The 23,840-nt window shown below is 72.9% G+C and carries 23 protein-coding genes and 1 pseudogene; 17 read left to right on the top strand and 7 right to left on the bottom strand.

Annotated features, from left to right (window positions below):
- The first annotated feature begins 50 nt into the window (after positions 1 to 50).
- The 7 genes from gatC to ACFE7W_RS12910 all read left to right on the top strand — a co-directional run bounded on the left by gatC (position 51) and on the right by ACFE7W_RS12910 (position 6,140).
- Entirely contained in the window at positions 51 to 347 is a 297-nt protein-coding gene (gene gatC, locus ACFE7W_RS12940) for an Asp-tRNA(Asn)/Glu-tRNA(Gln) amidotransferase subunit GatC (protein ID WP_375425207.1), read from the top strand.
- Entirely contained in the window at positions 344 to 1,861 is a 1,518-nt protein-coding gene (gene gatA / locus ACFE7W_RS12935) for an Asp-tRNA(Asn)/Glu-tRNA(Gln) amidotransferase subunit GatA (protein WP_375425206.1), read from the top strand. The genes gatC and gatA overlap by 4 nt, the downstream gene beginning before the upstream one ends.
- Positions 1,858 to 3,348 (top strand): Asp-tRNA(Asn)/Glu-tRNA(Gln) amidotransferase subunit GatB, encoded by a 1,491-nt coding sequence (gene gatB / locus ACFE7W_RS12930; RefSeq protein WP_375425205.1) that lies wholly within the window; start codon positions 1,858 to 1,860, stop codon positions 3,346 to 3,348. The genes gatA and gatB overlap by 4 nt, the downstream gene beginning before the upstream one ends.
- A gap of 123 nt (positions 3,349 to 3,471) precedes the next feature.
- Entirely contained in the window at positions 3,472 to 4,443 is a 972-nt protein-coding gene (locus tag ACFE7W_RS12925) for a hypothetical protein (protein ID WP_375425204.1), read from the top strand.
- A gap of 16 nt (positions 4,444 to 4,459) precedes the next feature.
- Positions 4,460 to 5,026, top strand: a complete 567-nt coding sequence (locus tag ACFE7W_RS12920) for a hypothetical protein (protein ID WP_375425203.1) — start codon at positions 4,460 to 4,462, stop codon at positions 5,024 to 5,026.
- Complete coding sequence (locus tag ACFE7W_RS12915; RefSeq protein ID WP_375425202.1) at positions 5,023 to 5,592, top strand: hypothetical protein; 570 nt, start codon at positions 5,023 to 5,025, stop codon at positions 5,590 to 5,592. The genes ACFE7W_RS12920 and ACFE7W_RS12915 overlap by 4 nt, the downstream gene beginning before the upstream one ends.
- A complete protein-coding gene (locus ACFE7W_RS12910; RefSeq protein ID WP_375425201.1) occupies positions 5,589 to 6,140 on the top strand; it encodes a hypothetical protein in 552 nt (183 codons plus the stop codon). Before ACFE7W_RS12915 ends, ACFE7W_RS12910 begins: the two co-directional genes overlap by 4 nt.
- Here the strand turns inward: ACFE7W_RS12910 and ACFE7W_RS12905 are convergent.
- The 7 genes from ACFE7W_RS12905 to ACFE7W_RS12875 form a co-directional block, all read right to left on the bottom strand.
- Positions 6,058 to 7,407, bottom strand: coding sequence for a hypothetical protein (locus ACFE7W_RS12905; protein ID WP_375425200.1), 1,350 nt, complete (start codon positions 7,405 to 7,407; stop codon positions 6,058 to 6,060). The two genes, ACFE7W_RS12910 and ACFE7W_RS12905, sit on opposite strands and share 83 nt — an antisense overlap.
- Positions 7,404 to 9,293 (bottom strand): S9 family peptidase, encoded by a 1,890-nt coding sequence (locus tag ACFE7W_RS12900; protein ID WP_375425199.1) that lies wholly within the window; start codon positions 9,291 to 9,293, stop codon positions 7,404 to 7,406. Before ACFE7W_RS12900 ends, ACFE7W_RS12905 begins: the two co-directional genes overlap by 4 nt.
- A gap of 12 nt (positions 9,294 to 9,305) precedes the next feature.
- Positions 9,306 to 11,090 (bottom strand): N-acetylglutaminylglutamine amidotransferase, encoded by a 1,785-nt coding sequence (locus ACFE7W_RS12895; RefSeq protein WP_375425198.1) that lies wholly within the window; start codon positions 11,088 to 11,090, stop codon positions 9,306 to 9,308.
- Positions 11,091 to 11,129: 39 nt separating this feature from the next.
- Positions 11,130 to 13,661: a glutamate--cysteine ligase gene (locus ACFE7W_RS12890; protein WP_375425197.1), complete on the bottom strand. Its 2,532-nt coding sequence runs from the start codon at positions 13,659 to 13,661 to the stop codon at positions 11,130 to 11,132.
- Positions 13,662 to 13,731: 70 nt separating this feature from the next.
- Entirely contained in the window at positions 13,732 to 13,941 is a 210-nt protein-coding gene (locus ACFE7W_RS12885; RefSeq protein ID WP_375425196.1) for a hypothetical protein, read from the bottom strand.
- A gap of 46 nt (positions 13,942 to 13,987) precedes the next feature.
- Positions 13,988 to 14,521 (bottom strand): hypothetical protein, encoded by a 534-nt coding sequence (locus tag ACFE7W_RS12880; protein ID WP_375425195.1) that lies wholly within the window; start codon positions 14,519 to 14,521, stop codon positions 13,988 to 13,990.
- Between the two features lie 41 nt (positions 14,522 to 14,562).
- The gene (locus ACFE7W_RS12875; RefSeq protein ID WP_375425194.1) at positions 14,563 to 15,222 is read right to left on the bottom strand and encodes a TIGR03085 family metal-binding protein; all 660 of its coding nucleotides are present in this window, start codon (positions 15,220 to 15,222) and stop codon (positions 14,563 to 14,565) included.
- Positions 15,223 to 15,304: 82 nt separating this feature from the next.
- Between ACFE7W_RS12875 and hisI the strand changes: the two genes are divergently transcribed.
- The 10 genes and pseudogenes from hisI (at position 15,305) to lgt (ending at position 23,680) form a co-directional block, all read left to right on the top strand.
- Complete coding sequence (gene hisI, locus ACFE7W_RS12870; RefSeq protein ID WP_375425193.1) at positions 15,305 to 15,706, top strand: phosphoribosyl-AMP cyclohydrolase; 402 nt, start codon at positions 15,305 to 15,307, stop codon at positions 15,704 to 15,706.
- Positions 15,703 to 17,265 carry an anthranilate synthase component I gene (locus ACFE7W_RS12865; RefSeq protein ID WP_375425192.1) on the top strand — a complete coding sequence of 521 codons (1,563 nt, stop codon included), beginning with the start codon at positions 15,703 to 15,705 and terminating at the stop codon, positions 17,263 to 17,265. Before hisI ends, ACFE7W_RS12865 begins: the two co-directional genes overlap by 4 nt.
- Before the next feature lie 22 nt (positions 17,266 to 17,287).
- The gene (locus tag ACFE7W_RS12860; RefSeq protein ID WP_375425191.1) at positions 17,288 to 17,956 is read left to right on the top strand and encodes a Trp biosynthesis-associated membrane protein; all 669 of its coding nucleotides are present in this window, start codon (positions 17,288 to 17,290) and stop codon (positions 17,954 to 17,956) included.
- Between the two features lie 6 nt (positions 17,957 to 17,962).
- The gene (locus tag ACFE7W_RS12855; protein WP_375425190.1) at positions 17,963 to 18,229 is read left to right on the top strand and encodes an HGxxPAAW family protein; all 267 of its coding nucleotides are present in this window, start codon (positions 17,963 to 17,965) and stop codon (positions 18,227 to 18,229) included.
- A 14-nt stretch (positions 18,230 to 18,243) separates the two neighbouring features.
- Positions 18,244 to 19,047 carry an indole-3-glycerol phosphate synthase TrpC gene (gene trpC / locus ACFE7W_RS12850; RefSeq protein WP_375425189.1) on the top strand — a complete coding sequence of 268 codons (804 nt, stop codon included), beginning with the start codon at positions 18,244 to 18,246 and terminating at the stop codon, positions 19,045 to 19,047.
- Between the two features lie 94 nt (positions 19,048 to 19,141).
- Positions 19,142 to 20,398 (top strand): annotated as a pseudogene (trpB, locus tag ACFE7W_RS12845) (tryptophan synthase subunit beta); the annotation flags it as partial.
- Positions 20,399 to 20,514: 116 nt separating this feature from the next.
- A complete protein-coding gene (gene trpA / locus ACFE7W_RS12840; RefSeq protein ID WP_375425188.1) occupies positions 20,515 to 21,396 on the top strand; it encodes a tryptophan synthase subunit alpha in 882 nt (293 codons plus the stop codon).
- Positions 21,393 to 21,920, top strand: coding sequence for a MauE/DoxX family redox-associated membrane protein (locus ACFE7W_RS12835; RefSeq protein ID WP_375425187.1), 528 nt, complete (start codon positions 21,393 to 21,395; stop codon positions 21,918 to 21,920). Before trpA ends, ACFE7W_RS12835 begins: the two co-directional genes overlap by 4 nt.
- Positions 21,917 to 22,645, top strand: coding sequence for a DsbA family protein (locus ACFE7W_RS12830; protein WP_375425186.1), 729 nt, complete (start codon positions 21,917 to 21,919; stop codon positions 22,643 to 22,645). Before ACFE7W_RS12835 ends, ACFE7W_RS12830 begins: the two co-directional genes overlap by 4 nt.
- Before the next feature lie 9 nt (positions 22,646 to 22,654).
- The gene (lgt, locus tag ACFE7W_RS12825; RefSeq protein WP_375425185.1) at positions 22,655 to 23,680 is read left to right on the top strand and encodes a prolipoprotein diacylglyceryl transferase; all 1,026 of its coding nucleotides are present in this window, start codon (positions 22,655 to 22,657) and stop codon (positions 23,678 to 23,680) included.
- Positions 23,681 to 23,840: the final 160 nt, after the last annotated feature.

Below are 23,840 nucleotides of genomic sequence, written 5' to 3'. Positions count from 1 at the left end.
ATCAGCGGTCGGGTGACGGCCGCCCGACCCATGACGAGGAGACTCTGCAGGTGGCACTGACTGCCGACGACGTGGCCGCACTGGCCCGGCTGGCCCGGATCGACCTGTCCGCGGATGAGCTGGAGGTGCTGGTGCCGCAGTTGGACGTGATCCTGGAGTCGGTCGCGCACGTGTCCGACGTGGCGGCCGAGGACATCCCGCCGACCTCTCACGCCCTGCCGCTGACCAACGTCTTCCGGCCGGACGTGGTGCGCCCGTCGCTGCCCCGGGAGGCCGTGCTGGCCGGTGCGCCCGCCGCCGAGCAGGACCGGTTCCGGGTGCCCCGCATCCTCGAGGAGGAGCGGTGAGCACCCCCAGCGACACCACCCACGCCACCGCCGTCGAGCTCGCCGGCCGGATCGCGTCCGGCGAGCAGAGCGCGGTCGAGATCACCCAGGCGCACCTGGACCGGATCGCTGCCGTCGAGCCGGACGTGCACGCCTTCCTGCACGTCAACGGCGAGAGCGCGCTGGCCGCCGCCGCCGCGGTCGACGTCAAGCGCGCTGCCGGTGAGCCGCTCGGCCCGCTGGCCGGGGTTCCGCTGGCCCTCAAGGACGTGCTGACCTGGACCGGAGCCCCCACGACCTGCGGGTCGAGGATTCTTGAGGGCTGGACGCCGCCGTACAACGCGACGGTGACCCAACGGCTGCTGGACGCCGACCTGGTGGTCCTGGGCAAGACCAACCTGGACGAGTTCGCGATGGGCTCCTCCACCGAGAACTCCGCGTACGGCCCGACCCACAACCCGTGGGACCTCGACCGGATCCCTGGCGGGTCCGGCGGCGGCTCGGCGGCCTCGCTCGCGGCCTTCGAGGCCCCGCTGGCCATCGGCACCGACACCGGCGGCTCGATCCGCCAGCCTGCCGCCGTCACCGGCACCGTCGGCGTCAAGCCGACCTACGGCGGCACGTCCCGCTACGGCCTGGTCGCGCTGGCCTCCAGCCTGGACCAGCCCGGGCCGTGCGCCCGGACGGTGCTGGACGCGGCCCTGCTGCACCAGGTGATCGCCGGCCACGACCCGCTGGACTCGACCTCGATCGACGCCGCTGTTCCCGACGTGGTCTCCGCCGCGAAGTCCGGCGACGTCCGCGGGATGAAGATCGGCGTGGTCACCGAGCTGGGCGGCGAGGGCTACGCGCCGGGCGTCGAGCAGCGCTTCCGGGAGTCGGTCGAGCTGCTGGCCTCGCTCGGGGCGGAGATCGTCGAGGTGTCCTGCCCGCACTTCGTCTACGCCATGCCGGCCTACTACCTGATCCTGCCGAGCGAGTGCTCGTCCAACCTGGCCAAGTTCGACGCGATGCGGTTCGGGCTGCGCGTCGGTGACGACGGCACCACGAGCGCCGAGCAGGTGATGGCCGCGACCCGCGAGGCCGGTTTCGGCCCGGAGGTCAAGCGCCGCATCATCCTCGGGACGTACGCCCTGTCCAGCGGCTACTACGACGCGTACTACGGCCAGGCGCAGAAGGTCCGCACCCTGATCAGCCGTGACTTCGAGGCGGCGTTCGGGGCGGCGGACGTGCTGATCTCACCCTCCACCCCGACGACCGCCTTCCGGCTGGGCGAGAAGGTCGACGACCCGTTGGCGATGTACATGAACGACCTCTGCACCATCCCGTCCAACCTGGCCGGCAACGCCAGCGCCTCGTTCCCCGTGGGCCTGGCGCCGGAGGACGGGCTGCCCGTCGGACTCCAGGTGATGGCCCCGCCGCTGGCCGACGACCGGCTCTACCGCGTGGGCGCGGCCCTGGAGCGGGCGCTCACCGCGCAGTGGAGCGGCCACCTGCTGGACCGGATCCCCGCGCTGAGCGGAGCATCGGCATGACCGCGCTGATGCCCTTCGACGAGGCCATGGCCACGTTCGACCCGGTGCTCGGGCTCGAGGTGCACGTCGAGCTGAACACGGCCTCGAAGATGTTCTGCGGCTGCTCGACCGAGTTCGGCGCCGAGCCGAACACCCAGACCTGCCCGGTCTGCCTGGGGCTGCCGGGCTCGCTGCCCGTGGTCAACGCCCTCGCGATCGAGTCGGCGATCCGGATCGGGCTGGCGCTGAACTGCTCGATCGCGGAGTGGTGCCGGTTCGCGCGGAAGAACTACTTCTACCCCGACCAGCCGAAGAACTACCAGATCTCCCAGTACGACGAACCGATCGCCTACGACGGCTGGGCCGACGTCGAGGTCGATGGTCGGCCCTACCGGATCGAGATCGAGCGCGCTCACATGGAGGAGGACACCGGCAAGTCCCTGCACGTGGGCGGCGCTACGGGCCGCATCCACGGTGCCGACCACTCGCTGCTGGACTACAACCGTTCGGGCGTGCCGCTGATCGAGATCGTGACCAAGCCGATCGAAGGGGCGGGCGACAAGGCGCCGGAGGTGGCTCGGGCCTACGTGGCCATGCTGCGCGACCTGCTGCGCGCGCTCGGCGTCTCCGACGTCCGGATGGAGCAGGGCTCGCTGCGCTGCGACGCGAACGTGTCGCTGCGGCCGACGCCTGAGTCCCCGCTCGGCACCCGGACTGAGACCAAGAACGTCAACTCCCTGCGCAGCGTCGAGCGGGCCGTCCGGTACGAGATCACCCGCCAAGCCGCGCTGCTCGGCGACGGTGGCCGGGTCACGCAGGAGACCCGGCACTGGCAGGAGGGCCCGGGCACCACGGCGGCCGGGCGCTCCAAGGAGCAGGCGGAGGAGTACCGCTACTTTCCCGACCCCGACCTGGTACCCGTCGCCCCGTCGCGGGAGTGGGTCGAGGAGCTTCGTGGCACGCTGCCCGAGCCGCCCGCCGAGCGGCTGCGCCGGATGAGCGCCGCATGGGGCTTCTCCGACCTCGAGCTGCGCGACGTCGTGAACGCCGGAGCGCTGAACGCCATCGAGGCGACGGTCGCGGCCGGCGCGTCCCCGCAGTCGGCCCGCAAGTGGTGGCTGACCGAGCTGGCGCGGCGCGCCAACGAGCAGGGCGTCGACCTCGAGGACACCGGCGTCTCGCCCGTCCAGGTGGCGGAGATCCAGGCGCTCGTCGAGGCCGGGACGATCAACGACAAGCTGGCCCGGCAGGTCTTCGACGGCGTCGCCGCCGGCGAGGGCAGCCCGGCCGAGGTGGTCGAGTCCCGCGGGCTGGCGGTCGTCTCCGACGAGGGGGCGTTGGGCGACGCGGTCGACGCGGCCATCGCCGCCAACCCGGGCGTGGCCGACAAGGTCCGCTCCGGCAAGGTCGCCGCCGCCGGCGCCCTGATCGGCGCGGTGATGAAGCAGATGCGCGGTCAAGCCGACGCGGGTCGGGTACGCGAGCTCATCCTGGAGCGCCTCAGCTGATCGAGTGTGCGCAGATCGTGGTCAGCTGACGACAGTTGTCCACATCTGCGCACACTCGGCGGCGCCATCCACAGATGAGTCGCTGGCCACCTGCGAGGGTCCCCTCGAGGCGACGCTGACGGGGTGGATCCGTTGCCCAGCCAGCTGCCGCCTGGCGCCTTCACGACCCAGGACGCGATGCGCGCCGGATTGACGCCGAGCCGGCTGCGAGGGCCAGCAGTGCAGCGCATCTTTTCCGGCGCGTACCTCGCCGGGGATTCCGAGGTCACGCTTGCGCTCCTGGTCGAGGCGGCGCTCCGGGTGGCCCCGTCCGACGCCGTCGTGACTGGTGTGACCGCACTGCGCTGCTACGGCCTTGCGGTGGGTCCGCTGCGGCCGCTGCATCTGGTCACCACCCACGTCCACCCGGTCCGGCGGCCCGGGCTTCAGGTGACTCGTACCGCCGTCCTGCCCGCGGCGAGGCACCGGGTGGTCCACGCTGAGCGCGCCTTCGTCGGCGCGGCACCCGCACTCGACCTGGTCGAGCTGGTCAGCGCGGGCGACCATCTGGTGCGGACGAGGCAGGTGACGTCCGAGCTCCTGGTGGCGACGGCGTCGACGGCCCGTGGCCGCGGTGCGTTGCTGGCCCGGCGTGCGGCGGGGCTGGTCCGGGCCAGAGTGGACTCGCCCCGCGAGACCGAGCTCCGGCTGTGCCTGGTCCTCGCTGGGCTGCCCGAGCCCGAGTGCAACCCGCTGGTCGGTGATGAGTTCGAGGCGGTGGGTCGGGTGGACATGCGCTACCGCGAGTTCGGGGTCCTGCTCGAGTACGAGGGTGACCAGCACCGTCGGGACCGGTGGCAGTGGAACCGAGACATCGAGCGGCACGAAGGCTTCGCGGCGGAGGGCCGCACGCTGGTGCGGATGACGGCTGCTCGGATGAATCGGCCGCGAGCTGTGGTCGGGCGCGTGCTGCAGGCGCTGCGGGCGGGCGGCTACAAAGGCCCCGATCCAAAGTTCACGGCCGAGTGGGTGGCTCTGTTCAGTCCGAGTGTGCGCGAATCGCGCCGTCGCCGCGCTTTCGAACCCCTTTCGCGCACACTCGACGACCCTCGCTGACCTAGGCTGGGCGACCGTGACCCGAGGAGAGCTGCGCGGCGTCGTACGGCTGTGGCTCGTGCCGGTCGTTGCGGTCGTCGTCGTGCTGGCTCTGGTGGCGGGGTTCGGGGGGTTCCGGTCCGGGCGGGGTGCCCAGGGTCGGAGCGCCGACGCCGACGAGGTGCTGGACCTGGCCCGGTGGCAGCTGGTGGTGCACACGGTCGAGCTGATCCCCGCCGATCGGTACGACCCGAAGGCCGGACCCGCGTTGCGGGTGCACCTGCGCGCCACCTTCACCGGGATGCGGTCGGTCTACGGGATGGACCCGCGCCTGGTGACCGTGGCCACGCCCACGGCGACGCTCCCCGTCAGCGAGGACCCCGAGTTCAAAGGCCCGCGCGAGGGCGACTTCGACCCCGACGTGCCGCAGGAGATCACCGTCGACTACCGCTGGCCGAACGCGCCGGCTCAGTCACCGCCGGTCGTCCGGGTGCTCGTCCGCGACGAGCGGCAGGGCACCAACTACCTCTTCACCACCGGTGAGTGGAACGTGACCGCCACGCCGCGAGCCCACCTCGACCTGCCGTGTCCAGACAACCGATGAGCCGCTGGTCCCGTCCGGGGCTGCTGGCCCTGGTCGGATGCCTGGTGCTGGTCGTCGCCCTCACCGTCGCGACCCCGGACCCGGCCATGGACTACCGGCGCCGCTGGGACGACGTCGGCGTCGGTGAGTGGGGACGGTTGGAGAACGCGACGGTCCGGGTGACCTCGGTCCGGCTGACCGGCTCCGTGGTCAAGTCCTACGGGGACCCGCTGGTCAGCGACGCCACCTTCGTCGTCGTCGCGGTGGAGGCGCGGGTGACCCGCGCCCACGTGTTCTTCAGCGACGTCACCCTGAGCACCCGGGACGGCCGGCAGTACGAGGCGCGTCAGGACACCATCTCCTCAGAGCTCAGTGCGACCGATCCCGGCTTCACCCGGGTGGCGACCGAGGTCTTCGAGGTGCCGGACGACCGGGTGGCCGGCGCGGTGCTGCAGGTCGACCACGACGCCGCCGCGTTCGACGTCTACTCCCGGGCTGTCCGCGTCGACCTCGGGCTCGGGCCTGACACCCCTCGGCTGCCGGGGCCGCTCAAGGTGACCGACGCCACGGTCCGGGTCACCCCGTGAGGCGTCGCTGGTGGCGGTCCGCACCGGCCGCCTTCGCGGTGGCGCTGCTGGTGGCGGTCCTGGTCACCGGGGGTCAGGGCTACCTCTACTACGCCCAGCGGACGCCGGCGGCGGCGCTCGCCGCCCGGGTGGGCGAGAGCGTCACGCTCGCCGGCACCCAGGTGTCCGTCCGCTCCATCGCGGTCGCTGCGACGATGCCCGACACCGACGCCGGTGACCCTCCCGTCACGGGACCGGCCGGCTCGGTGCTGGTGCTCGTCACCTGGCAGCAGACGATCCTCGACGACACCGTCCCGCTCGACGCCCACTTCTGCGACGCGACCCTGGTCGCCGACGACGGCACCGTCTGGACCGACGACCTCGACTACACCTACGACCTCCGGCGCCCGCAGCGGCTCACCTGCTCGGGCACCGACGACGCGCCGTTGGCCCGGAACGTCCCGGTGACCGTCGGCGAGAGCTACGTCATCCCGGCGGGGTACGGGTCGCGGGTGACGTGGCGGCTCTCGTGGGACGACGACGCTCACGTGGTGGTGTTCTCACCCTGAGCTCGATCCCGCCGACGGCGGCCAGCGCGCGGTCGAAGCCCGCGGCGTAGAGGGCGATCGACAGCGGGGTGACGAGCAGTCCCGACAGCAGCGTCAGGACGGGATCGGTGGCCAGCGAGGCCGCCGCGCTGCGCGGGCCGAGCACCACCGAGGACGCGATGTCGAACCAGGTCTGCAGGCTGGTGATGAGGGTGGCCAGCAGGAGGTAGGCGCTCATGAACGCCGGACCGCTCCGGGCCACGAGCTGCAGGGCCTCGAGAACGGGTAGGTACTTGGTCCGGAGGTCGCCGGTCAGCAGGGCCGCGACCGTACGGGTGCGCCTGCCGCCGGGCAGGCGTCGACCCTTGATCCGGCCGGCCAGCGGGATCCCGGCCAGCAGGTCGCCACTGCCGAGGTTCCGCCAGCCGAGCACCGTGGCCGTCAGGGCCAACCACACCAGCGGCGGCACGACGGCGTGCCAGGCGCCGGGCAGCACCGTCCCGGTCACCTGGGCGACCAGCCCGGCCAGCGCGCGCGGGAGGGTGAGACCGAACGGCAGCGGCCAGCTCGGCAGCGCCGCCAGCAGCCGCTGCCACCCCTCGTCCAGCGCGGCGTAGGCGACCCGGCCACGCAGCCAGCTGCGCACCACCTTGCCGAGGATCACGAGCAGGGCGAAAACGCCGAACACCCAGACCGCCTCGGCCAGCACCCCGACCAGCCGCACGCCCAGCAGCGGCCGCCTCGCCGGCACCAGCCGCAGCGCCTGTCGGAGCACCCAGACCGCCACGGACAGCACGAGGTAGAAGCGCAGCCGGTCAGGAGCGAAGCTGATCGAGAAGCTCTGCGGGTCCAGCCCCAGCAGCCGGTAGTTCGTGCCGAAGAGCTCCGTCACCTGGTCGTCGACGAAGCCCCAGACCGCGTAGACCGCGAGGAAGGGGCCGACGGCGGCCGTCACCACCTCGAGCCGGCCCTCGCGGAGGACGACGCCGCCGGGGATCCGGCGCCTCGCCAGGGCGGCCGGGTCGGGGTCGAGGCCGGCCGGGGCACGCAGCGAGGGCTGCACCGTGTGGATCATCAGCACCAGCGCGACCAGGGTCGCCACCACCCCGAGGACGAAGACCACGGTGGCCAGCACGGGGTGGGTGGCGCCGAGCTTCGCCGAGGCCACCAGGCCCGCGGTGTGCACGGCGACGCCCAGGCAGAACCACGCGCTCAGGGTCCACAGGTGCCCCCGCCACAGCCGCAGCGTCTCGGCGGCCAGACCGAGCAGCTCGTCGAAGCCGCTCACGAGCCCAGCGGGGGGACCAGGAAGTCGAGCATCCGCGCCACCAGCAGCCGCCGTGAGTCGGCCCGGCGGTACTCGTGGCCCTCGCCGTCGAGCTGCAGGTACTCCACCGGGCGTCCCAGAGCGGTCAGCGCCGCGACGATCTGGGTGGCCTCGCCGAGGGGAACGTTGGTGTCGAGCTCTCCGTGCACCACCAGCAGCGGGACGTCGATGTTGGCCGCGGCGTGCAGCGGCGAGATGGCCCGCAGCAGCGCGTAGTCGCGCTCCGGGTCGCCGTACTTGCTGACGGCGGCCGCCGCGATCCAGGGCTCGGTGTCGTGGTAGAACGTGTGCAGGTCCGACATGCCGCAGATGTCGACCCCGGCGGCGAAGATACCGGGGGAGAAGGCGAGCATGGCCAGGGTCAGGTAGCCCCCGTACGAGCGGCCGGTGACCGCAATCCGGCCGACGTCGGCCACGCCGATCGCGAGCAGGTGGTCGCGGCAGGCCAGCACGTCGTCGAAGGCGTCGCGGCGGCCGTGCACGTCGTCGGCATGTACGAACGTGCGGCCGAACCCGGACGAGCCGCGGATGTTCGGGGCGAACACCGCGACGCCGGCGGCGACCATGGCCTGGTGCTGCGGGTTGAAGGTCGGCCGCTCCTGCGCCTCCGGGCCGCCGTGCAGGCTCAGCATCGCCGGCCCCGGCCCGACCTGGCCGGGAACCCGGTAGAGCCAGCCTGTCAGCGGCAGCCCGTCCCGGCCGGTGAAGGTCTCCAGGCTCGGCCGCACGAGCACCGTGTCCGGCAGCAACGGGGCGTTGGTCACCTGCGTCCAGGTCAGGCTGGCGGTGTCCAGGCTCCACAGCTCGCGGGGCCGCTCGGGACCCTCGACGCTCATCACGGCCGTGGAGCCGTCCCGGCTGAGCAGGGCGCCGGTGACCACCTGGCCCGGGACGTCGGGGACCGGCCGGGCGACCAGCGTCGAGGTGTCGAACAGCTGCAGCTCGCTGGCTCCGGCGACGTTCCAGACGAGCAGCAGCAGCCGGCCCGGGTCGTCGGCGTCCAGGCCCTCGAGCTCGGCGTCCTCGCGGGCGGCCAGCACGCCGGCCCGACCGCGCCAGCCCTGGGCACCCAACGGGACGGCCACGACCTGACGCCGGGGCAGGCCCGCGTCGGTGGAGACGTAGGCGATCAGGTCTTCCGGGTCCAGGTCCGGGGCCGGCCGGATGATCGCCCGGTCGGTCGACCCGAGGGCGGGGTAGGGCAGCAGGGGGAAGTCGGCGTCGGCGACGCGGTCGACGACCACGCAGAACTGCTTGCCGCGCTGGCCGTCCTTGACGATCACGAAGTCCTCGTCGACGCTCAGGTCCAGCACGCTGATCAGGTCGCCGGTGGCCAGCTCGGTGAGCGTGCCCGTGGACGGGTCGGCGAGGAAGCAGACCGTCGGGTCCCCGGCCTGCTCGCCGGGCAACGTCACGACCACGCGGTGACCGCTCCGCGTCCAGGGTCCCAGCTCGGCGTGCTGGTCGCGTGAGCCGGCGATGCACCGGGCCCCGCCACCGTCGGGACGGACCACCCACACCTGGGTCCGGACCCCGCCGTCGGTGGCCAGGCAGCAGGCCAGCCAGGCGCCGTCGGCGGACCAGTTGACCGAGACGACCGGGTCCTCGGAGAGCTCGACCATCCTCGGTTCGGGCGGGTCGCTGCGCGGCGGCAGCTCGTCCACCCAGACCCGCGGCACGCCGCTGCGGTCGCTGACGAACGCGATCCGCCGGCAGTCCGGGGTCAGCGTCGGGCCCCAGCTGCCCCAGGCGTCGACGAGAGTGTCCGCAAGAGTGGTGTTCGCGAGAGTGCCCTCCGCCAGCGTGCCGGCCTCGGCCTCGGCTCCGGCGACTCGGGTCCCCGTCAACCGAGGTCCCCCTCAGCCCACGTCATGGTGCTGCAGCCACATCTCGAGCAGGGCGAGCTGCCACAGCGCGTTGGAGCCGAGGGTGGTCCGGGTCCGGTTCGGGTCGGCGAGCAGTGCGTCCACGGTTCCGGCGTCGAAGAGGCCCCGTGCCAAGGCCCGGGGGTCGGTCAGGGCGTCGCGCACCCGGTCAAGATAGGGCCCTTCGAGCTGACGGATGGCCGGAACGGGGAAGTAGCCCTTGGTGCGGTCGATCACCTCATCGGGGACGACGCCCCGGCTCGCCCGCTTGAGCACGCCCTTGCCGCCGTCCGCCAGCTTGAGCTCGGGCGGGATCCGGCCCGCCAGCTCCGCCAGCTCGTGGTCCAGGAACGGCACCCGGGCCTCCAGTCCCCACGCCATCGTCATGTTGTCGACCCGCTTGACCGGGTCGTCGACCAGCATCACGGTGGTGTCGTTACGTAGCGCCGCATCGACGGCCGTCTCGGCCCCCGGCCGGCCGAACCCCTCGGTGACGAACGCCGTGGGCGCGTCGTGGTCCAGCAGCCAGTCCCGGTTCAGCATCGAGCTCATCGCGTCCCAGCGCCGGTCGAAGAAGACCTGGGAGTACGCCTCGACCGCGTCCGCCCGCGGCACCCCGGACAGCGGTGGGTACCAGTCGTAGCCGCCGAGCACCTCGTCGGCACCCTGACCGGACTGCACGACCTTGACGCTCTTACTGACGTCCTCGCTCAGCAGGTAGAACGCCACGCAGTCGTGGCTGACCATCGGCTCGCTCATCGCCGAGACCGTCGCGTCGATGCCCGGTAGCAGCCGCGAGCTGTCGATCTTGATCCGATGGTGGTCGGTCCCGAACCGCTGGGCGACCAGGGTCGAGTACTCGAACTCATCGCCCGACTCACCGCCCGCGGAGTCGAAGCCGATGCTGAAGGTCTTGAGATCGGTCTGGCCCATCTCGGCCAGCAGCGCCACCACCAGCGAGGAGTCGATGCCGCCCGACAGCAGCACCCCGACGGGCACGTCGGAGACCATCCGGCGGTCGACGGCCACCCGCAGGCTCTCCAGCAGCGCCGCCTCCCAGTCCTGCGACGTCCAGTCGGCCCGGTCGGGGTCGCGGCTGAAGTCGGGCGACCAGTAGCGGCGGTCGACGAAGGTACCGTCCGGCTCCACCACCCGGACCGTGGCCGGCGGCAGCTTCTTGATCCCGTTCAGGATCGTCCGCGGGGCCGGCACCACGCTGTGGAAGGTCAGGTAGTGCGAGAGGGCCGTCTGGTCGATCGAGGTGTCGGTGCCACCGCCGGCCAGCAGGGCGGGCAGCGTCGAGGCGAAGCGCAGCCGGTCGGGTGTCTGGTCCAGGTAGAGCGGCTTGATGCCCAGCCGGTCCCGGCCCAGGACGAGCCGGCCGCTGCGGTGCTCGTAGACGGCGAACGCGAACATGCCCAGGAAGTGGTCGACGCAGTCCAGCCCCCACTCGGCGTAGCCCTTGGCGATCACCTCGGTGTCGGAGGTGGAGAAGAAGGTGTGACCGAGGCCCTCGAGCTCGACCTTCAGCTGCTGGTAGTTGTAGATGCAGCCGTTGAACACCAGGGTCAGCCCGAGCGCGGTGTCCACCATGGGCTGGGAGCCCGCGGCGCTGAGGTCGATGATCGACAGCCGCCGGTGGGCCAGCGCGACCGGACCGCGGGCCCAGATGCCGTCCCCGTCCGGCCCCCGGTGCTCGAGGCAGCTGCCGATCCGCGCGCACGCCGCCACGTCCGCGCTCCGACCGTCGTACCTGATCTCACCGGCCAACCCGCACACGGGAACCCCTTTCGCACATCTCGGTCGTCGGTCCAAGTCTCATCGCGCGTCCTCCGGCGCGATGATCCAGGTGTCCTTCGCGCCCCCGCCGCGGGAGGAGTTGACCACGAGGCTGCCCTCGGGCGCCATCCGCGTCAGCGCCAGACCGGCCAGCCGGCAGTCGTCCGGGCCGGTTCCGCTGACGTACACGAAGGCCCGCAGGTCGACGTGCCGGGGCTCCAGCTGGCCGCCCTCCAGCGTCGGGTGGGACGACAGGGCGACGACCTCCTGCGCGACCCAGCCGGCCGGGTTGGCGGCGATCTCGGCCCGGCGTTCGGACACGGCCGAGGCGGCGGCGTCCGGGCCGATCAGCACGCCCAGGCCACCGTGGCCGTCGACCGGTTTGGTGACCAGCTCCCCGACCCGGTCCAGCACGATCCGGTACTCGGCGTCGTCGCTGGTCCGGTAGGTCGGCACCGACTCCAGGGTCGGGTGCTCGCCCAGGTAGTAGGCGATCAGCTCGGGGACGTAGCAGTACATCGCCTTGTCATCAGCCACCCCGTTGCCCGGGGCGTTGGCCAGCCGGACGCCACCCGTGGCGGCGACCTCGAAGATCTCGGCGCCGACCGCACGGCCGTCCTCGGCCACCAGGTCGACGAGCTCGACGTCCAGCCGCAGGTAGAGGGCGTCGACCCGGGTCCCGGTGCCGCGCTGCCGCACCTCACCGTCGGTCACCTCGAGGTCGTCGGCCTGGCAGAGCAGCAGCCCGGCCCGCTCGGCGAGCAGCCGGTGCTCGAACCACGCCGAGCTGTCCGGTCCGCTCGACAGCAGGGCGGGTACCGCGGCTTCGTCCAGGCCCGCGAGCAGGCCGCCTCGCAGCTCGGTCAGGGCGGTGGCCGGGTCGACCAGGGCCTCCGGCCGGGGCAGGTCGGGCAGCACCGCGTCCATCAGGTCCCGGATGGCCAGCGCGTACGCCGCCCCGCTGGGGTTGCGCAGGTTGTCCTCGAGCACCCGCCAGCCGCCGAACTCGTTGCGGACCAGGTCGAAGCCCATGATGGGCGCCCGGACCGTACCGGCGGGCAGCCGGAGCGCCTCCGGTCGCCAGCCGGGGGAGTCCTCGACCAGGTCGCGGGCCAGCATGCCGTCGCGGAGCAGCCGCTGTTCGCCGTAGACGTCCTGCAGGAACGACTCGATGGCCCGCGCCCGCTGGCTGAGTCCCGCGGCCAGCGCCTGCCACTCGTGCGGGTTGATGACGCGCGGGACCAGGTCGACGGCGAACCGACGCTGCTCACCCCCGACCCCGAAGGTCAGCCCCGCGTCGTCCACCCAGGCGTCGCGGCGCTGCGAGCGGGCCTGGACCTCGGCCTCGTCCAGCCTGCGGTAGAAGTCGATCACCTCGCGGTAGGCCACCCGGGGGGCCAGCCCGGGCCCGACCGCCTCGTCACCGGCGCGGGCACGGTAGCGGCGCAGGGCCGGGACGGCCGGCTCGGGACCCCCGGAGGGTCCGCGGGTCTCGGCGACCACCTGCGAGACGACGTCGCTGAGGAGCCCGCGTTCGGCGAACGCCGCCCGCTGCCGGTCGGCGCTGTTGCCGCGGGCCAGGGCGTTCTCGGCGAGCTCGCTGATCTCTTCCCAGTCCCCCATCTCCTGCAGCTGCGGTCGCAGCCGCGCGACCAGGGCACGGACGACCAGCCGCGCCGGGTGCGGCTTGGGGTGCCGCAGGTGGTCGAGCAGCTCACCGCTGAGCCCGGCCCGCGCGGCCCGCCAGACCGACGCCCGGTGCAGCGGCGCAGAGACCGGGACGAACGGGCGGCAGTTGGCGATGTCGACCTCGGCTGCCCGGACGGCCGCGCGGAAGAGGCCGGCGATCAGGATGGCGTCGTCGACGATGGGCGTCGCGTCGCAGACCCGTAGCTCCAGGGTGGGCGCGTGCGAGGACGGCCGGACGTCGAAGTAGGCCATCTTGGCGTCCGCGATGACGCCGGTGTTGATCAGGTCGGTGAGCAGGTCGTCGTACTCCTGCGCGGAGTGCAGGGGACCGGTCGCGCCGGCGCTCGGCCAGCGCTGCCAGATGATCGAACGGATGCTGGAGTAGCCGGTGTCCTGCTCGTTCCAGTACGGGGAACTGGCCGACAGCGCCAGCAGGACGGGCAGGTCCGGCGCGAGCCGCTGCATGATCTGCACCGCCAGGTCGCGGTTGCTGACCCCGACGTGGATCTGCAGCCCGCAGATCAGCTGCTCGTCCACGAGCATCCGGTACTGCTCCTGCATCCGCCCGTAGCGGCCGGTGGTGGTCAGCTCGAAGTCGGCGAACGCGGCCGTCGGGGCGGTGCCCACGGCGGCGATCCCGATGTTGTCCTCGGCGGCGACCTCGACCAGGCCCGAGCGCAGCCGGACCAGCTCCGACCGCAGGCCGGCGAGAGAGTCGACGACCTCGGTGTTGGTCTCGACCGTGGTCCGTTGGATCTCGGCCGAGTAGTTCTCCTTGGGCAGCCTGCTCAGCAGCTGGGGGGCCCGGGCGGAGAGCTTCCAGCTGTCCAGGTCGATCAGGTGCAGCTCTTCCTCGGCACCCAGCGTCAGTTCGGCACTCATCCGCAGGCAATCTAGCCAGCCCGTGTTACGTCGGGGTGACCCGCGCCTCTGGTTCGAGAGGCCTGCTCCGCTACCGGGTGGTGCGCGGGCGGCGGAAGCCGCGGACCAGCAGCAGCACGCCGACGATCGCCACCACGAGCCCGATGACGAGCCACTGGCGCTGTCCGGACATGCCGCTGCCCGGCATCAGGTTGGAGCCCTGGGCCGTCCAGACCCCCCCGATCAGCAGGGCGAGGACCCCGACCACGATGGTGACGATGCGTGCCGGACGTGAACTCACGGGTGCTCCTGGGGTCATCGGTCCGAGTTGCGGGCCTGCGACCAGACTAGATCGGCCGTCCGCGCGGGGAACCAGACACCGAGGAGATATCGGACACGTGGTCTGACGCGTCGGTTCGACGGGCTCTCAGCTCGGCGTAGGTCTGGTCGAGCAGCTCGGCCGGGCGGCCCAGCCCGCCGTAGGAGCCGGTGACCTCGGACAACCGGTCCGAGCGGCCCGCGACGGCCAGGAACTCCATCGACGTGGCGACCTGCATGGCGTGGTGCAGCAGGATGGTGTCCAGAGCCGCCACCCGGGCCTGCAGCCACGGGTCCCGGGGCCGGGGGAGCGCATCGCGGAGGGCGAAGAACCGTCGGACGAGCGGCCCGCCCCGGGGTGCGACCAGGCCGAGGTGCTCCCCGCGGCCCACCGAGACCAGCACCTCCTCGGCGGCGTCCTGCAGCAGGACCGCCTCGGCCACGATGGCGAAGACCGCGTCGGTCTGCTCCGGCAGCGACGGCTCGAGGGGAGCCAACCCGTCCACCAGCTGCACCCGCTCGAACCGAGCCCTGCGCTTCCGGGCCCAGGAGAGGACGCCCATGCCCGCCAGCGTAGCCACACCTGCCGGCGCGGCGGAGGGGCTCAGAGGTGCAGGTCGGCGTTGGTCAGCTGCTCGATCGTGTCGGGCTCGCCGACCAGCTTGACCTCGGCCACGGCCCCACGTCCGTGCGCGTAGAGCATCAGCTCGCTCGGCGCCCCGACCAGGGTGACGATCGAGGAGCCGCTGGTCGCCCGGATGGTCTCCGGCTCACCGGCCGGGCCGGCGCCCAGGTGCAGGGCCTCCAGCACGACCCCGACGGGGACCCGCCGGAACCACGCGCGGGCCAGCAGCTTGAGCCGGCGCCACATCCACTCCTCCACCTCGACCGGAAGGGTGCGGGAGGTCTGCGGCTGCGGGCCGGCGCGGCGGACGTCCTCGTGGTGCACGAAGTACTCGGTGGTGTTGGCGCCCTCGTCCACGCCCGGGATCGCGAAGACCGAGAGCCGTGCCGGACCCTTGCGGATCCGCTCCACCAGCTCCTCGAAGGGCCACCGCGCCCGGATCTCGGTCATCCGCCGCTCGAGCAGGCCCGAGAGCGGCTTGGCCAGGATGCCCGGGGCGCCGATCGGGTCCGTCTCGCGGATCCACAGGTGGACGGCCAGGTCGTGGGTGTCCCAGCCCTCGCAGAGCGTGGGCGCCTCCGGCCCGACCTGGTCCAGCAGGTCGCACAGCTCGGCGCGCTCGGTCTTGGCGAAGGTCACGAGACGTCATGCTAACGGTCCGGTCGGAGGGTCCCGTCGCCTCCACCGGCCGCATAACGCGTTCGCCCCGACCAACGCGGGCGTGAACAATGGGCCCGTGACCGACCAGCCCGACCCCGAATCCCGCCTCGACCCCGAGATCGCCGCCCTCCTCAGGCGCGACCCCGCCGGCCTCGTAGCCGCCGTGGTGCAGGAGGAGCGGACGCGGGACGTGCTGATGGTGGGCTGGATGGACGACGAGGCCCTGCACCGGACCCTGACCACGGGCCGGTCCACCTTCTGGTCGCGCAGCCGCAAGGAGTACTGGGTCAAGGGCGAGACCAGCGGCCACCGGCAGTGGGTGCGCGAGGTCCGGCTGGACTGTGACGGCGACACGCTGCTGGTCACCGTGCGGCAGGACGGGGCCGCCTGCCACACCGGCGACCGGACCTGCTTCGACGCGCGCCGACTGCCCGCGGTGGTCGCCGCCGGAGGCCGGCGATGAGGGTCGTCCCGGACCTGGACGGCTTCCGGAAGCAGGCGGCCGAGCGTCGGGTGGTCCCGGTGCACGCCCGCTTCCTGGCCGACGCGGAGACTGCCGTCGGCCTCTACACCAAGCTGGCCCGCAACGCGCCGGGCAGCTACCTGCTGGAGTCGGCCGAGCAGGGTGTCTGGTCGCGCTACTCCTTCGTCGGCGTCCGGTCGGTGGCCACGCTGACCGAGGCGGACGGTCAGGCCTGCTGGACCGGCCACGCGCCGGCGGGGATGCCCAGCGGCGGCGACCCGCTGGACGCGCTCCGGGAGACCCTCCGACTCCTGCACACTCCCCATGACCGCGAGCAGGGGGACGACCCCCTGATACCCCCGGCCACCAGCAGCGGGATGCCGCCGTTCACCTCGGGCCTGGTCGGCTACCTCGGCTACGACGCCGTCCGTCGGGTCGAGGTGCTGCCCGACAGCAACCCGAAGGACCTGGACATCCCCGAGCTGGCCTTCCTGCTGGTGGCCGACCTCGCCGTCCTGGACCAGCACGACGGCGAGGTCTGGCTGGTCGCCAACGCGATCAACTTCGACGACAGCCCCGACCGGGTCGACGAGGCCTACGCCGACGCGGTCGCCCGGCTGGAGGCGATGGCCGACCTGCTCGCCCGGCCGACACCCTCAGCCGTGGTCAGCGCGGCGTTCGACTCCTCGCTCCCGGTCCGCCGGCAGCGCACCCCGGAGGAGTTCCAGGCCGCCGTCCGCGCCGCGGTGGAGGAGATCCGCGCCGGCGAGGCGTTCCAGGTGGTGGTCAGCCAGCGCTTCGAGGTCGACACCACCGCCGACGCGCTCGAGGTCTACCGGGTGCTGCGGCTGACCAACCCCAGCCCGTACATGTACCTGCTGCGGCTCGCCGACGTCGACGGCCGCCCGTTCGACATCGTGGGCTCGAGCCCCGAGGCGCTGGTCACCGTCACCGGCGACACGGCGGTCACCCACCCGATCGCCGGCTCGAAGCCGCGGGGCGCGACCCCGGCGGCCGACGCGGCGCTGGAGGCCGAGCTGCTGGCCGACCCCAAGGAGCGCGCCGAGCACGTGATGCTGGTCGACCTCGGCCGCAACGACCTGGGCCGGGTCTGCGCTCCGGGCTCGGTCGAGGTGGTGGAGTTCATGGAGGTCCGCCGCTACAGCCACATCATGCACCTGGAGTCGACCGTCACCGGCCGGGTCGCGGCGGGGCGCAGCGCCCTCGACGTCGTGCTGGCGGCCTTCCCCGCCGGCACCCTCTCCGGTGCCCCCAAGGTGCGGGCAATGGAGATCATCGACGGCCTGGAGGTGTCGCGCCGCGGTCTGTACGGGGGGTTGGTCGGCTACCTCGACTTCGCCGGCAACGCCGACGCCGCGATCGCCATCCGGACCGCGCTGCTCAAGGACGGCACCGCCTACGTCCAGGCCGGCGGTGGGATCGTGGCCGACTCCGACGCCCCGACCGAGGACCAGGAGAGCCAGAACAAGGCCGCCGCGGTGGTCAGGGCCATCGCGGTGGCCCAGAGCTTCGAGCCGCTGCGGGTGGCCGGTGGCTGACCCGTCTCCTGGCCCGTCGCCGGTGGCTGGAGGCGCTCGGCTGCGTACGCGGGCGCTGGTCGCCGGCCTGGCCGGCGCCGCTCTGGCCCTGCTGGCCGGCGCCCAGTCCTGGTGGCGCGTCCGCAGCACCGGGGTGTCGGTCTCGTTCAGCGGCACCGCGACCACGGCCGGTCTGAGCCAGGCGCTGGGCGTCGTGGCCCTGGCCGGCTGGCTGCTGGTGCTGGTGCTCCGGCGCCGGGGGCGACAGCTGGTGGGTGTGCTCAGCGCCGTGACCGGCGCCGCCGTCGCCGTGCTGGGGGCGGTCCGGCCGCGACCCAACGCGGCCACCGTGCAGGCCGGGATCCGCGAGGTCAGCCTGGCCGACCAGTTCGCGCTCACTGCGTCGCTCTGGCCCTACGTCTACGCGGCGGCCGGGCTGCTGGTGCTGGCCGCCGGCGTCCTGGTCACCACGACCGCGGCACGGTGGCCGCAGCGCGCGGACCGCTTCAGCCGGGCCGCGGCCACGGCGCGGGTCACGGCGGCCGACGACCCGGCGGCGGTCTGGCGGGCCCAGGACGCCGGGCTCGACCCGACCGCCGAGGCCCGGACCGACCGACGCGATCTGTCGTCGACCGAGAGCCCACCCGATGTGCTTTCCGACGGCATCCGGGACACAATGGGCGACGGGCCCCAGACACGACCGCCGGAATGAGGACGTATGGCTGACAGCACGAGGACGCGGGTCGAAGGTGACACCGTGGGGGAGACCGAGTCCCGCTCGGCCGCCGGAGGTGACAAGCACGTCCACCACGGCCGGACCACCGCCGCGTGGACCGGCTCGTTGATCGCGATGCTCGCCACGATCATGGGCGGCATCGGCGTCATGATGCAGAACTGGGTGCTCTTCTGGGTGGCGGTTGCGGTGATGGTCGTGGGGCTCATCCTGGTCAAGGTCCTGCAGGTCCTCGGGCACGGCGCTCGCTGACGAGCTGATCAGACGTGGGTGCGCTCGACGACATCATCGCGGGGGTCCGGGAGGACTTGGCCCTCCGGCAGGAGCAGGTGCCCTTGCACCGGCTCAAGGAGCGGGTGCAGCACATCGACCCCGCCCTGGACCCGATGCCCGTGCTGCACGGTCCCGGGGTCTCGGTCATCGCCGAGGTCAAGCGCTCCAGCCCGAGCAAGGGACACCTCGCCGAGATCGGCGACCCGGCCTGGCTCGCGGGTGAGTACGAGGCCGGTGGCGCCGCCGCCATCTCTGTCCTGACCGAGGCCCGGCGCTTCTCCGGCAGCCTCGACGACCTGGTCCGGGTCCGGCTCGCCGTCGACGTGCCGGTGCTGCGCAAGGACTTCATCGTCACCGCGTACCAGCTGTTCGAGGCCCGGGCCGCGGGTGCGGACCTGGTGCTGCTGATCGTGGCCGCCCTGACCGACGACGAGCTCATCTGCCTGGTCGAGCGCGCCCAGTCGATCGGCCTGACCCCGCTGGTCGAGGTGCACGACGCCGAGGAGGTGTCCCGGGCGGTCGACGCCGGGGCCCGCATCATCGGGGTCAACGCCCGCAACCTGCGGACCCTCGAGGTCGACACCACCACCTTCGCCCGGACGGCGCCCACGATCCCGTCGGGGATCATCCGGGTGGCCGAGTCCGGCGTCCGCGGCCCGCACGACGTGATCGAGCTCGCCCGGGCCGGCGCGGACGTGGTGCTCGTCGGCGAGGCGCTGGTCACCGGTGGGGACCCGCGGCACGGCGTGGCCGACCTGGTCGCCGCTGGCGCCCACCCGGCCCTGCACCGCTCCTGAAACAACGACCTCCCCTGAGCCTTTCACCGTTTCCCCAAGCCTGTCGAAGGGGCTAGAGCCGGGTCCGCCCGGAGAATTCCGTGAGGAAGATCGAGTGAGCACCGACACCGTCCCGCCACCGGCCGACGAGGCGCAGTTCGCCACCCCGGACGCGTCTGGGCACTTCGAGCAGTTCGGCGGCAAGTTCGTCCCCGAGGCGCTCTACGCGGCGCTCGAGCAGCTGGACCATGAGTTCCGGACGGCCATGGTGGACCCGACGTTCCTGGCCGAGCTTTCCGGCCTGCTCGCCGACTACACCGGACGGCCGACTCCCCTCAGCGAGGCGGAGCGCTTCAGCCAGGCCTGCGCCCCGGCTGAGGGCCCGGCACCGCGGATCCTGCTCAAGCGCGAGGACCTCAACCACACCGGCTCGCACAAGATCAACAACGTCCTCGGCCAGGCCCTGCTGACCAAGCGGATGGGCAAGACCCGGGTGATCGCCGAGACGGGGGCGGGCCAGCACGGGGTGGCCACAGCGACCGCGGCGGCGCTGTTCGGGCTCGAGTGCACCGTCTACATGGGCAAGGTCGACACCGAGCGGCAGGCGCTGAACGTCGCCAGGATGCGGCTGCTCGGCGCGGAGGTGATCGCGGTCGAGTCGGGGACCCAGACGCTCAAGGACGCGATGAACGACGCGATGCGCGACTGGGTCGCCTCGGTCGACCACACCCATTACCTGATCGGCACCGTCGCCGGGCCGCACCCGTTCCCGATGCTGGTCCGGGAGTTCCAGCGGGTGATCAGCACCGAGGCCCGGGCCCAGGTGCTGGACCGTTACGGCCGGCTGCCCGACGCCGTCGCCGCCTGCGTCGGCGGCGGCTCGAACGCGTTGGGCATCTTCGCCGACTTCATCCCCGACGATGGCGTCGCGCTGTACGGCTTCGAGGCCGGTGGCGACGGCATGGAGACGGGCCGGCACGCCGCCACCATCTCCGCCGGCGAGGTCGGGGTGCTGCACGGCATGCGCACCTACGTGCTGCAGGACGAGGACGGGCAGACCAAGGAGTCACACTCGATCTCCGCCGGACTGGACTACCCGGGCGTCGGCCCCGAGCACTCGTGGCTCGCCGCGACCGGTCGGGCCCACTACGAGCCGGTGACCGACGCCGAGGCGATGGAGGCGTTCGGCCTGCTGTGCCGGACCGAGGGCATCCTGCCCGCCATCGAGTCGGCGCACGGGTTGGCGGGGGCGGTGCGGCTGGCCCGCCGATTGCCGCCGCGCGCCGACGGCCAGCCGGCCCTGATCCTGGTCAACCTGTCCGGTCGCGGGGACAAGGACGTCGACACCGCCATCCAGTGGTTTGACATCGACACCCGCGGCACCGGCTCGGAGTCCGGAGCGCCCGTGGGCACCGACCTCAGCAGCGAGGACGGGCTCGACCTCGGCCTGCAGGAGGACGGTCCGGCGAGCACCACCGGGGTGCAGCTGTGACGGCGTCCCCGCCAGGCGCCTTCGACCTCGGCCGGACCGGCCAGGTCTTCGCCGCGGCGAAGTCGGCGGGCCGGGGCGCGCTGGTCGGCTTCCTGCACGTCGGCTACCCCGACGTGCCGCAGTCACTGCGTGCACTGAGGGCACTCTGCGGCTCCAACGAGCGCCCAGGCGTCGACCTGGTCGAGATCGGGATGCCCTACAGCGACCCGATGATGGACGGCGTGACCGTCCAGCAGGCCGGGACCCGGGCGCTGGCTCGCGGGGTCCGCACCCGGGACGCCTTCGCCGCCGCCGAGGCCGTGGCGGCGACCGGGACGCCGGCCGTGGTGATGACCTACTGGAACCTGATCGAGCGCTACGGCGCCGACCGCTTCGCCCGGGACCTGGCCTCGGCCGGCGGCTCCGGCGCCATCACCCCCGACCTCACGCCCGACGAGGCGGCGGAGTGGCTGGCGGTCTCCGACGCGCACGGCCTGGACCGCATCTTCCTGGTCTCGCCGTCCTCGAGCGACGAACGGATCGCGGCCACCCTCGCCGCGTGCCGCGGCTGGGTCTACGCGACGGCCGTGATGGGCGTCACCGGCACCCGCACCTCGGTCTCCTCGGCTGCTCCGGAGCTCGTCCGCCGGATCCGCGCCATCGACCCGGACGCCGTGATCGGGGTCGGGCTCGGCATCTCCGACGGCGCCCAGGCGCGTGAGGTGACCGGCTTCGCCGACGCCGCCATCGTCGGCTCGGCCCTGGTTCGAACGCTGCTGGACGCGGAGGCCGCCGGCACCCCGGACGACCTGGAGGCGCTGCGCCGGCTGGTCGCGAACCTGGTCGACGGGGTCCGGACGGGCGCGCCGGCAGCGGGCCCGCGGCTGGTCACGGCGTGACCCGCCGCCCCGCCCTTGGGGCGGCGGCGCCCTGGGTCTCCACCGCGGCCCGACTGGTCCTGGCCGGGGTGTTCGTGGTCGCCGGTGTGACGAAGGCCGTCGACCCGTTGGGCTCGGTTGCGGCCGTCCGCGCGTACCGGCTGCTGCCGGCGGCGCTGGAGACGCCCGTGGGCTGGGGCCTGCCCTTCCTGGAGATCGTCCTCGGGCTCCTGCTGGGGGTTGGTGTCGGGACCCGGCTGACAGCCGGTGTGGCGGGCGTGCTGCTGGTGGGGTTCCTCGGCGGCGTCGCCTCGGCGGCGGCCCGCGGGCTGAGCATCGACTGCGGCTGCTTCGGCGGCGGCGGCGCAGTGGCGGCGGGGCAGACCCACTACACAGGCGAGATCCTGCGGGACACGGGCCTGCTGTTGCTCGCGCTGTGGCTCGTGGTCCGGCCGGCGAGCCGTGGGGCGCTGGCCCTGGGCCCGGCCAAGCCGCCACCGGTCGAGCTCGGCCGGTCCGCCCCCGAGCTGCGCGGTGTGCGGTGAGCGTCCGTGCCCGCGAGGCGGCGGCGCAGGCGGCCGAGCAGGCCGCGCGCCGGCGCCAGGACCGCAACGTGCTGCTGGCGGTGATGCTGACCCTGGTCGTGCTGGTGGTGGCCGGCGGGATCGGCTTCCAGGCGTACCGGACCAAGCGTGCACCGACCACCGCCCCCGACGTCGCCGCGGCCGTGAGCGAGGCGCCGCAGACCGTGACCGACGGCCAGCCGCTCCGCTTCGGGGCCGAGGCCGCGCCGGCCACGGTGACGCTCTACGAGGACTTCCACTGCCCGCACTGCGCCGACTTCGAGACCGAGCTCGGGCCGACGCTGACGACGGCCGTGGCCGAGGGCACCACCCGGCTCGAGCTCTACCCGATGTCCTTCATCGACGCCAGCTCCAGCGCCGCGGCCAACGCGGTCGGTTGCGCCGGCGAGGCCGGCTTTGCCTTCCCGTTCTACCTCGGCCTCTTCGCCAACCCCGCGTTGGAGTGGAACGACGCCCAGCTCGTCGACCTGGCGAGCCTGGTGGGGGCGGCACCCACGGACGCCTTCACCGACTGCGTCACCTCCCGCGCCAACGCCGGCTGGGTGACCTCGGTGAACGCGACCGCCGACGCCAAGGGCGTCACCCAGACCCCGACGATGTTCCTGGACGGCGCGCCGGTGGCCCTCGAGGGCCTGACCCCGGCCAAGCTGCAGGCCCTGATCGACGCCGCCTCGGGCGCGAAGTAGGAGGCGACCGTGCCCCAGACCATTCCTGCGCCGATGCCGCAGTTCATCCCGAGCCCCAGCTCGAGCGTGTGGCACCTCGGTGCCTTCCCGCTGCGCGCGTACGCGCTGTGCATCATCGCGGGCATCATCGTGGCGATGGTGATCGCCAACCGCCGCTGGCGGGCCCGCGGCGGGTCGGCCGACGGCCTGGAGACCGTCCTGGTGCTGGCCATCCCGTTCGGGATCATCGGCGCCCGGCTCTACCACGTGATCACCGACTACGAGCTCTACTTCGGGCCCGGGCGGCATCCCGTGGACGCACTCAAGATCTGGAACGGCGGCCTGGGCATCTGGGGGGCCGTGGCCGGCGGCGCGCTCGGCGCCTACCTGGTGGCCCGACGCCGAGGCATCCGGTTCCCGGCGCTGCTCGACGCCTGCGCCCCGCCGCTGCTGGTGGCCCAGGCCATCGGGCGGCTCGGCAACTGGTTCAACTCCGAGCTCTTCGGACGGCCGACGACCCTGCCGTGGGGCCTGGAGATCGCGCCGCAGTTCCGGCCCAGCGGCTACGGGGAGTACGCGACCTTCCACCCGACCTTCCTCTACGAGCTGCTGTGGAACCTCGCCATGGCCGTGGTCCTGATCCTGGTGGACCGCCGCTACCGCCTGGGCCACGGCAAGGTCTTCGCGCTGTACGTGATGCTCTACTCGGCCGGCCGCTTCTGGATCGAGGCGCTGCGGATCGACACCGTCAACCGGATCGGTGGCTTCCGGCTGAACAACTACACCGCCGCGATCGCCTTCGTCGTCGCGCTGGCGGTACTGGTCTGGCTGGTCCGCAACCGGCCCGGCCGCGAGGACGTCGTCGAAGCCGGCGCACCGAGCGGGCCCCTGATCCCTCAGCCTGTCGAGGGGCCGGAGCCTGTCGAGGGGCCGGAGCCCGTCCAGGGGCAGGAACCGGCCGCCGAGCCGGCCGCCGGCGCCGAGCCGGAGCCGGACGCCGAAGCCGAGGTGTCCAGATCGGGCCGCTCGGCTGGTGATGTCGGGGCCACTGACTAGGCTCGGCCCGGGCCGTTCGGTGATCGCAACTATTGCGGCGCGTGGTCAGAACACTCTGCGTTAGCCTTTCCCCACCTTCGGGCCATCGTCGTCCCTCCTGCGGTCCCCGCTGCTCGTGCTCCACCCCGGGGGGAACGCGCCCAAGCCGTTCGCCACGACC

This window comes from uncultured Friedmanniella sp. (assembly GCF_964244285.1).
Classification (GTDB): Bacteria; Actinomycetota; Actinomycetes; order Propionibacteriales; family Propionibacteriaceae; genus Microlunatus.
Note: the sequence above shows the minus strand (reverse complement) of the source record. Positions and strands in the feature narration are given on the sequence as shown.

Coding starts and splice junctions, on each gene's coding strand:
- ACFE7W_RS12915 (WP_375425202.1), top strand. CDS start 5,023: ATGAGCCGCTGGTCCCGTCCGGGGCTGCTGGCCCTGGTCGGATGCCTG.
- ACFE7W_RS12865 (WP_375425192.1), top strand. CDS start 15,703: ATGAGGGTCGTCCCGGACCTGGACGGCTTCCGGAAGCAGGCGGCCGAG.
- ACFE7W_RS12880 (WP_375425195.1), bottom strand. CDS start 14,521: ATGGGCGTCCTCTCCTGGGCCCGGAAGCGCAGGGCTCGGTTCGAGCGG.
- ACFE7W_RS12890 (WP_375425197.1), bottom strand. CDS start 13,661: ATGAGTGCCGAACTGACGCTGGGTGCCGAGGAAGAGCTGCACCTGATC.
- gatB (WP_375425205.1), top strand. CDS start 1,858: ATGACCGCGCTGATGCCCTTCGACGAGGCCATGGCCACGTTCGACCCG.
- ACFE7W_RS12855 (WP_375425190.1), top strand. CDS start 17,963: ATGGCTGACAGCACGAGGACGCGGGTCGAAGGTGACACCGTGGGGGAG.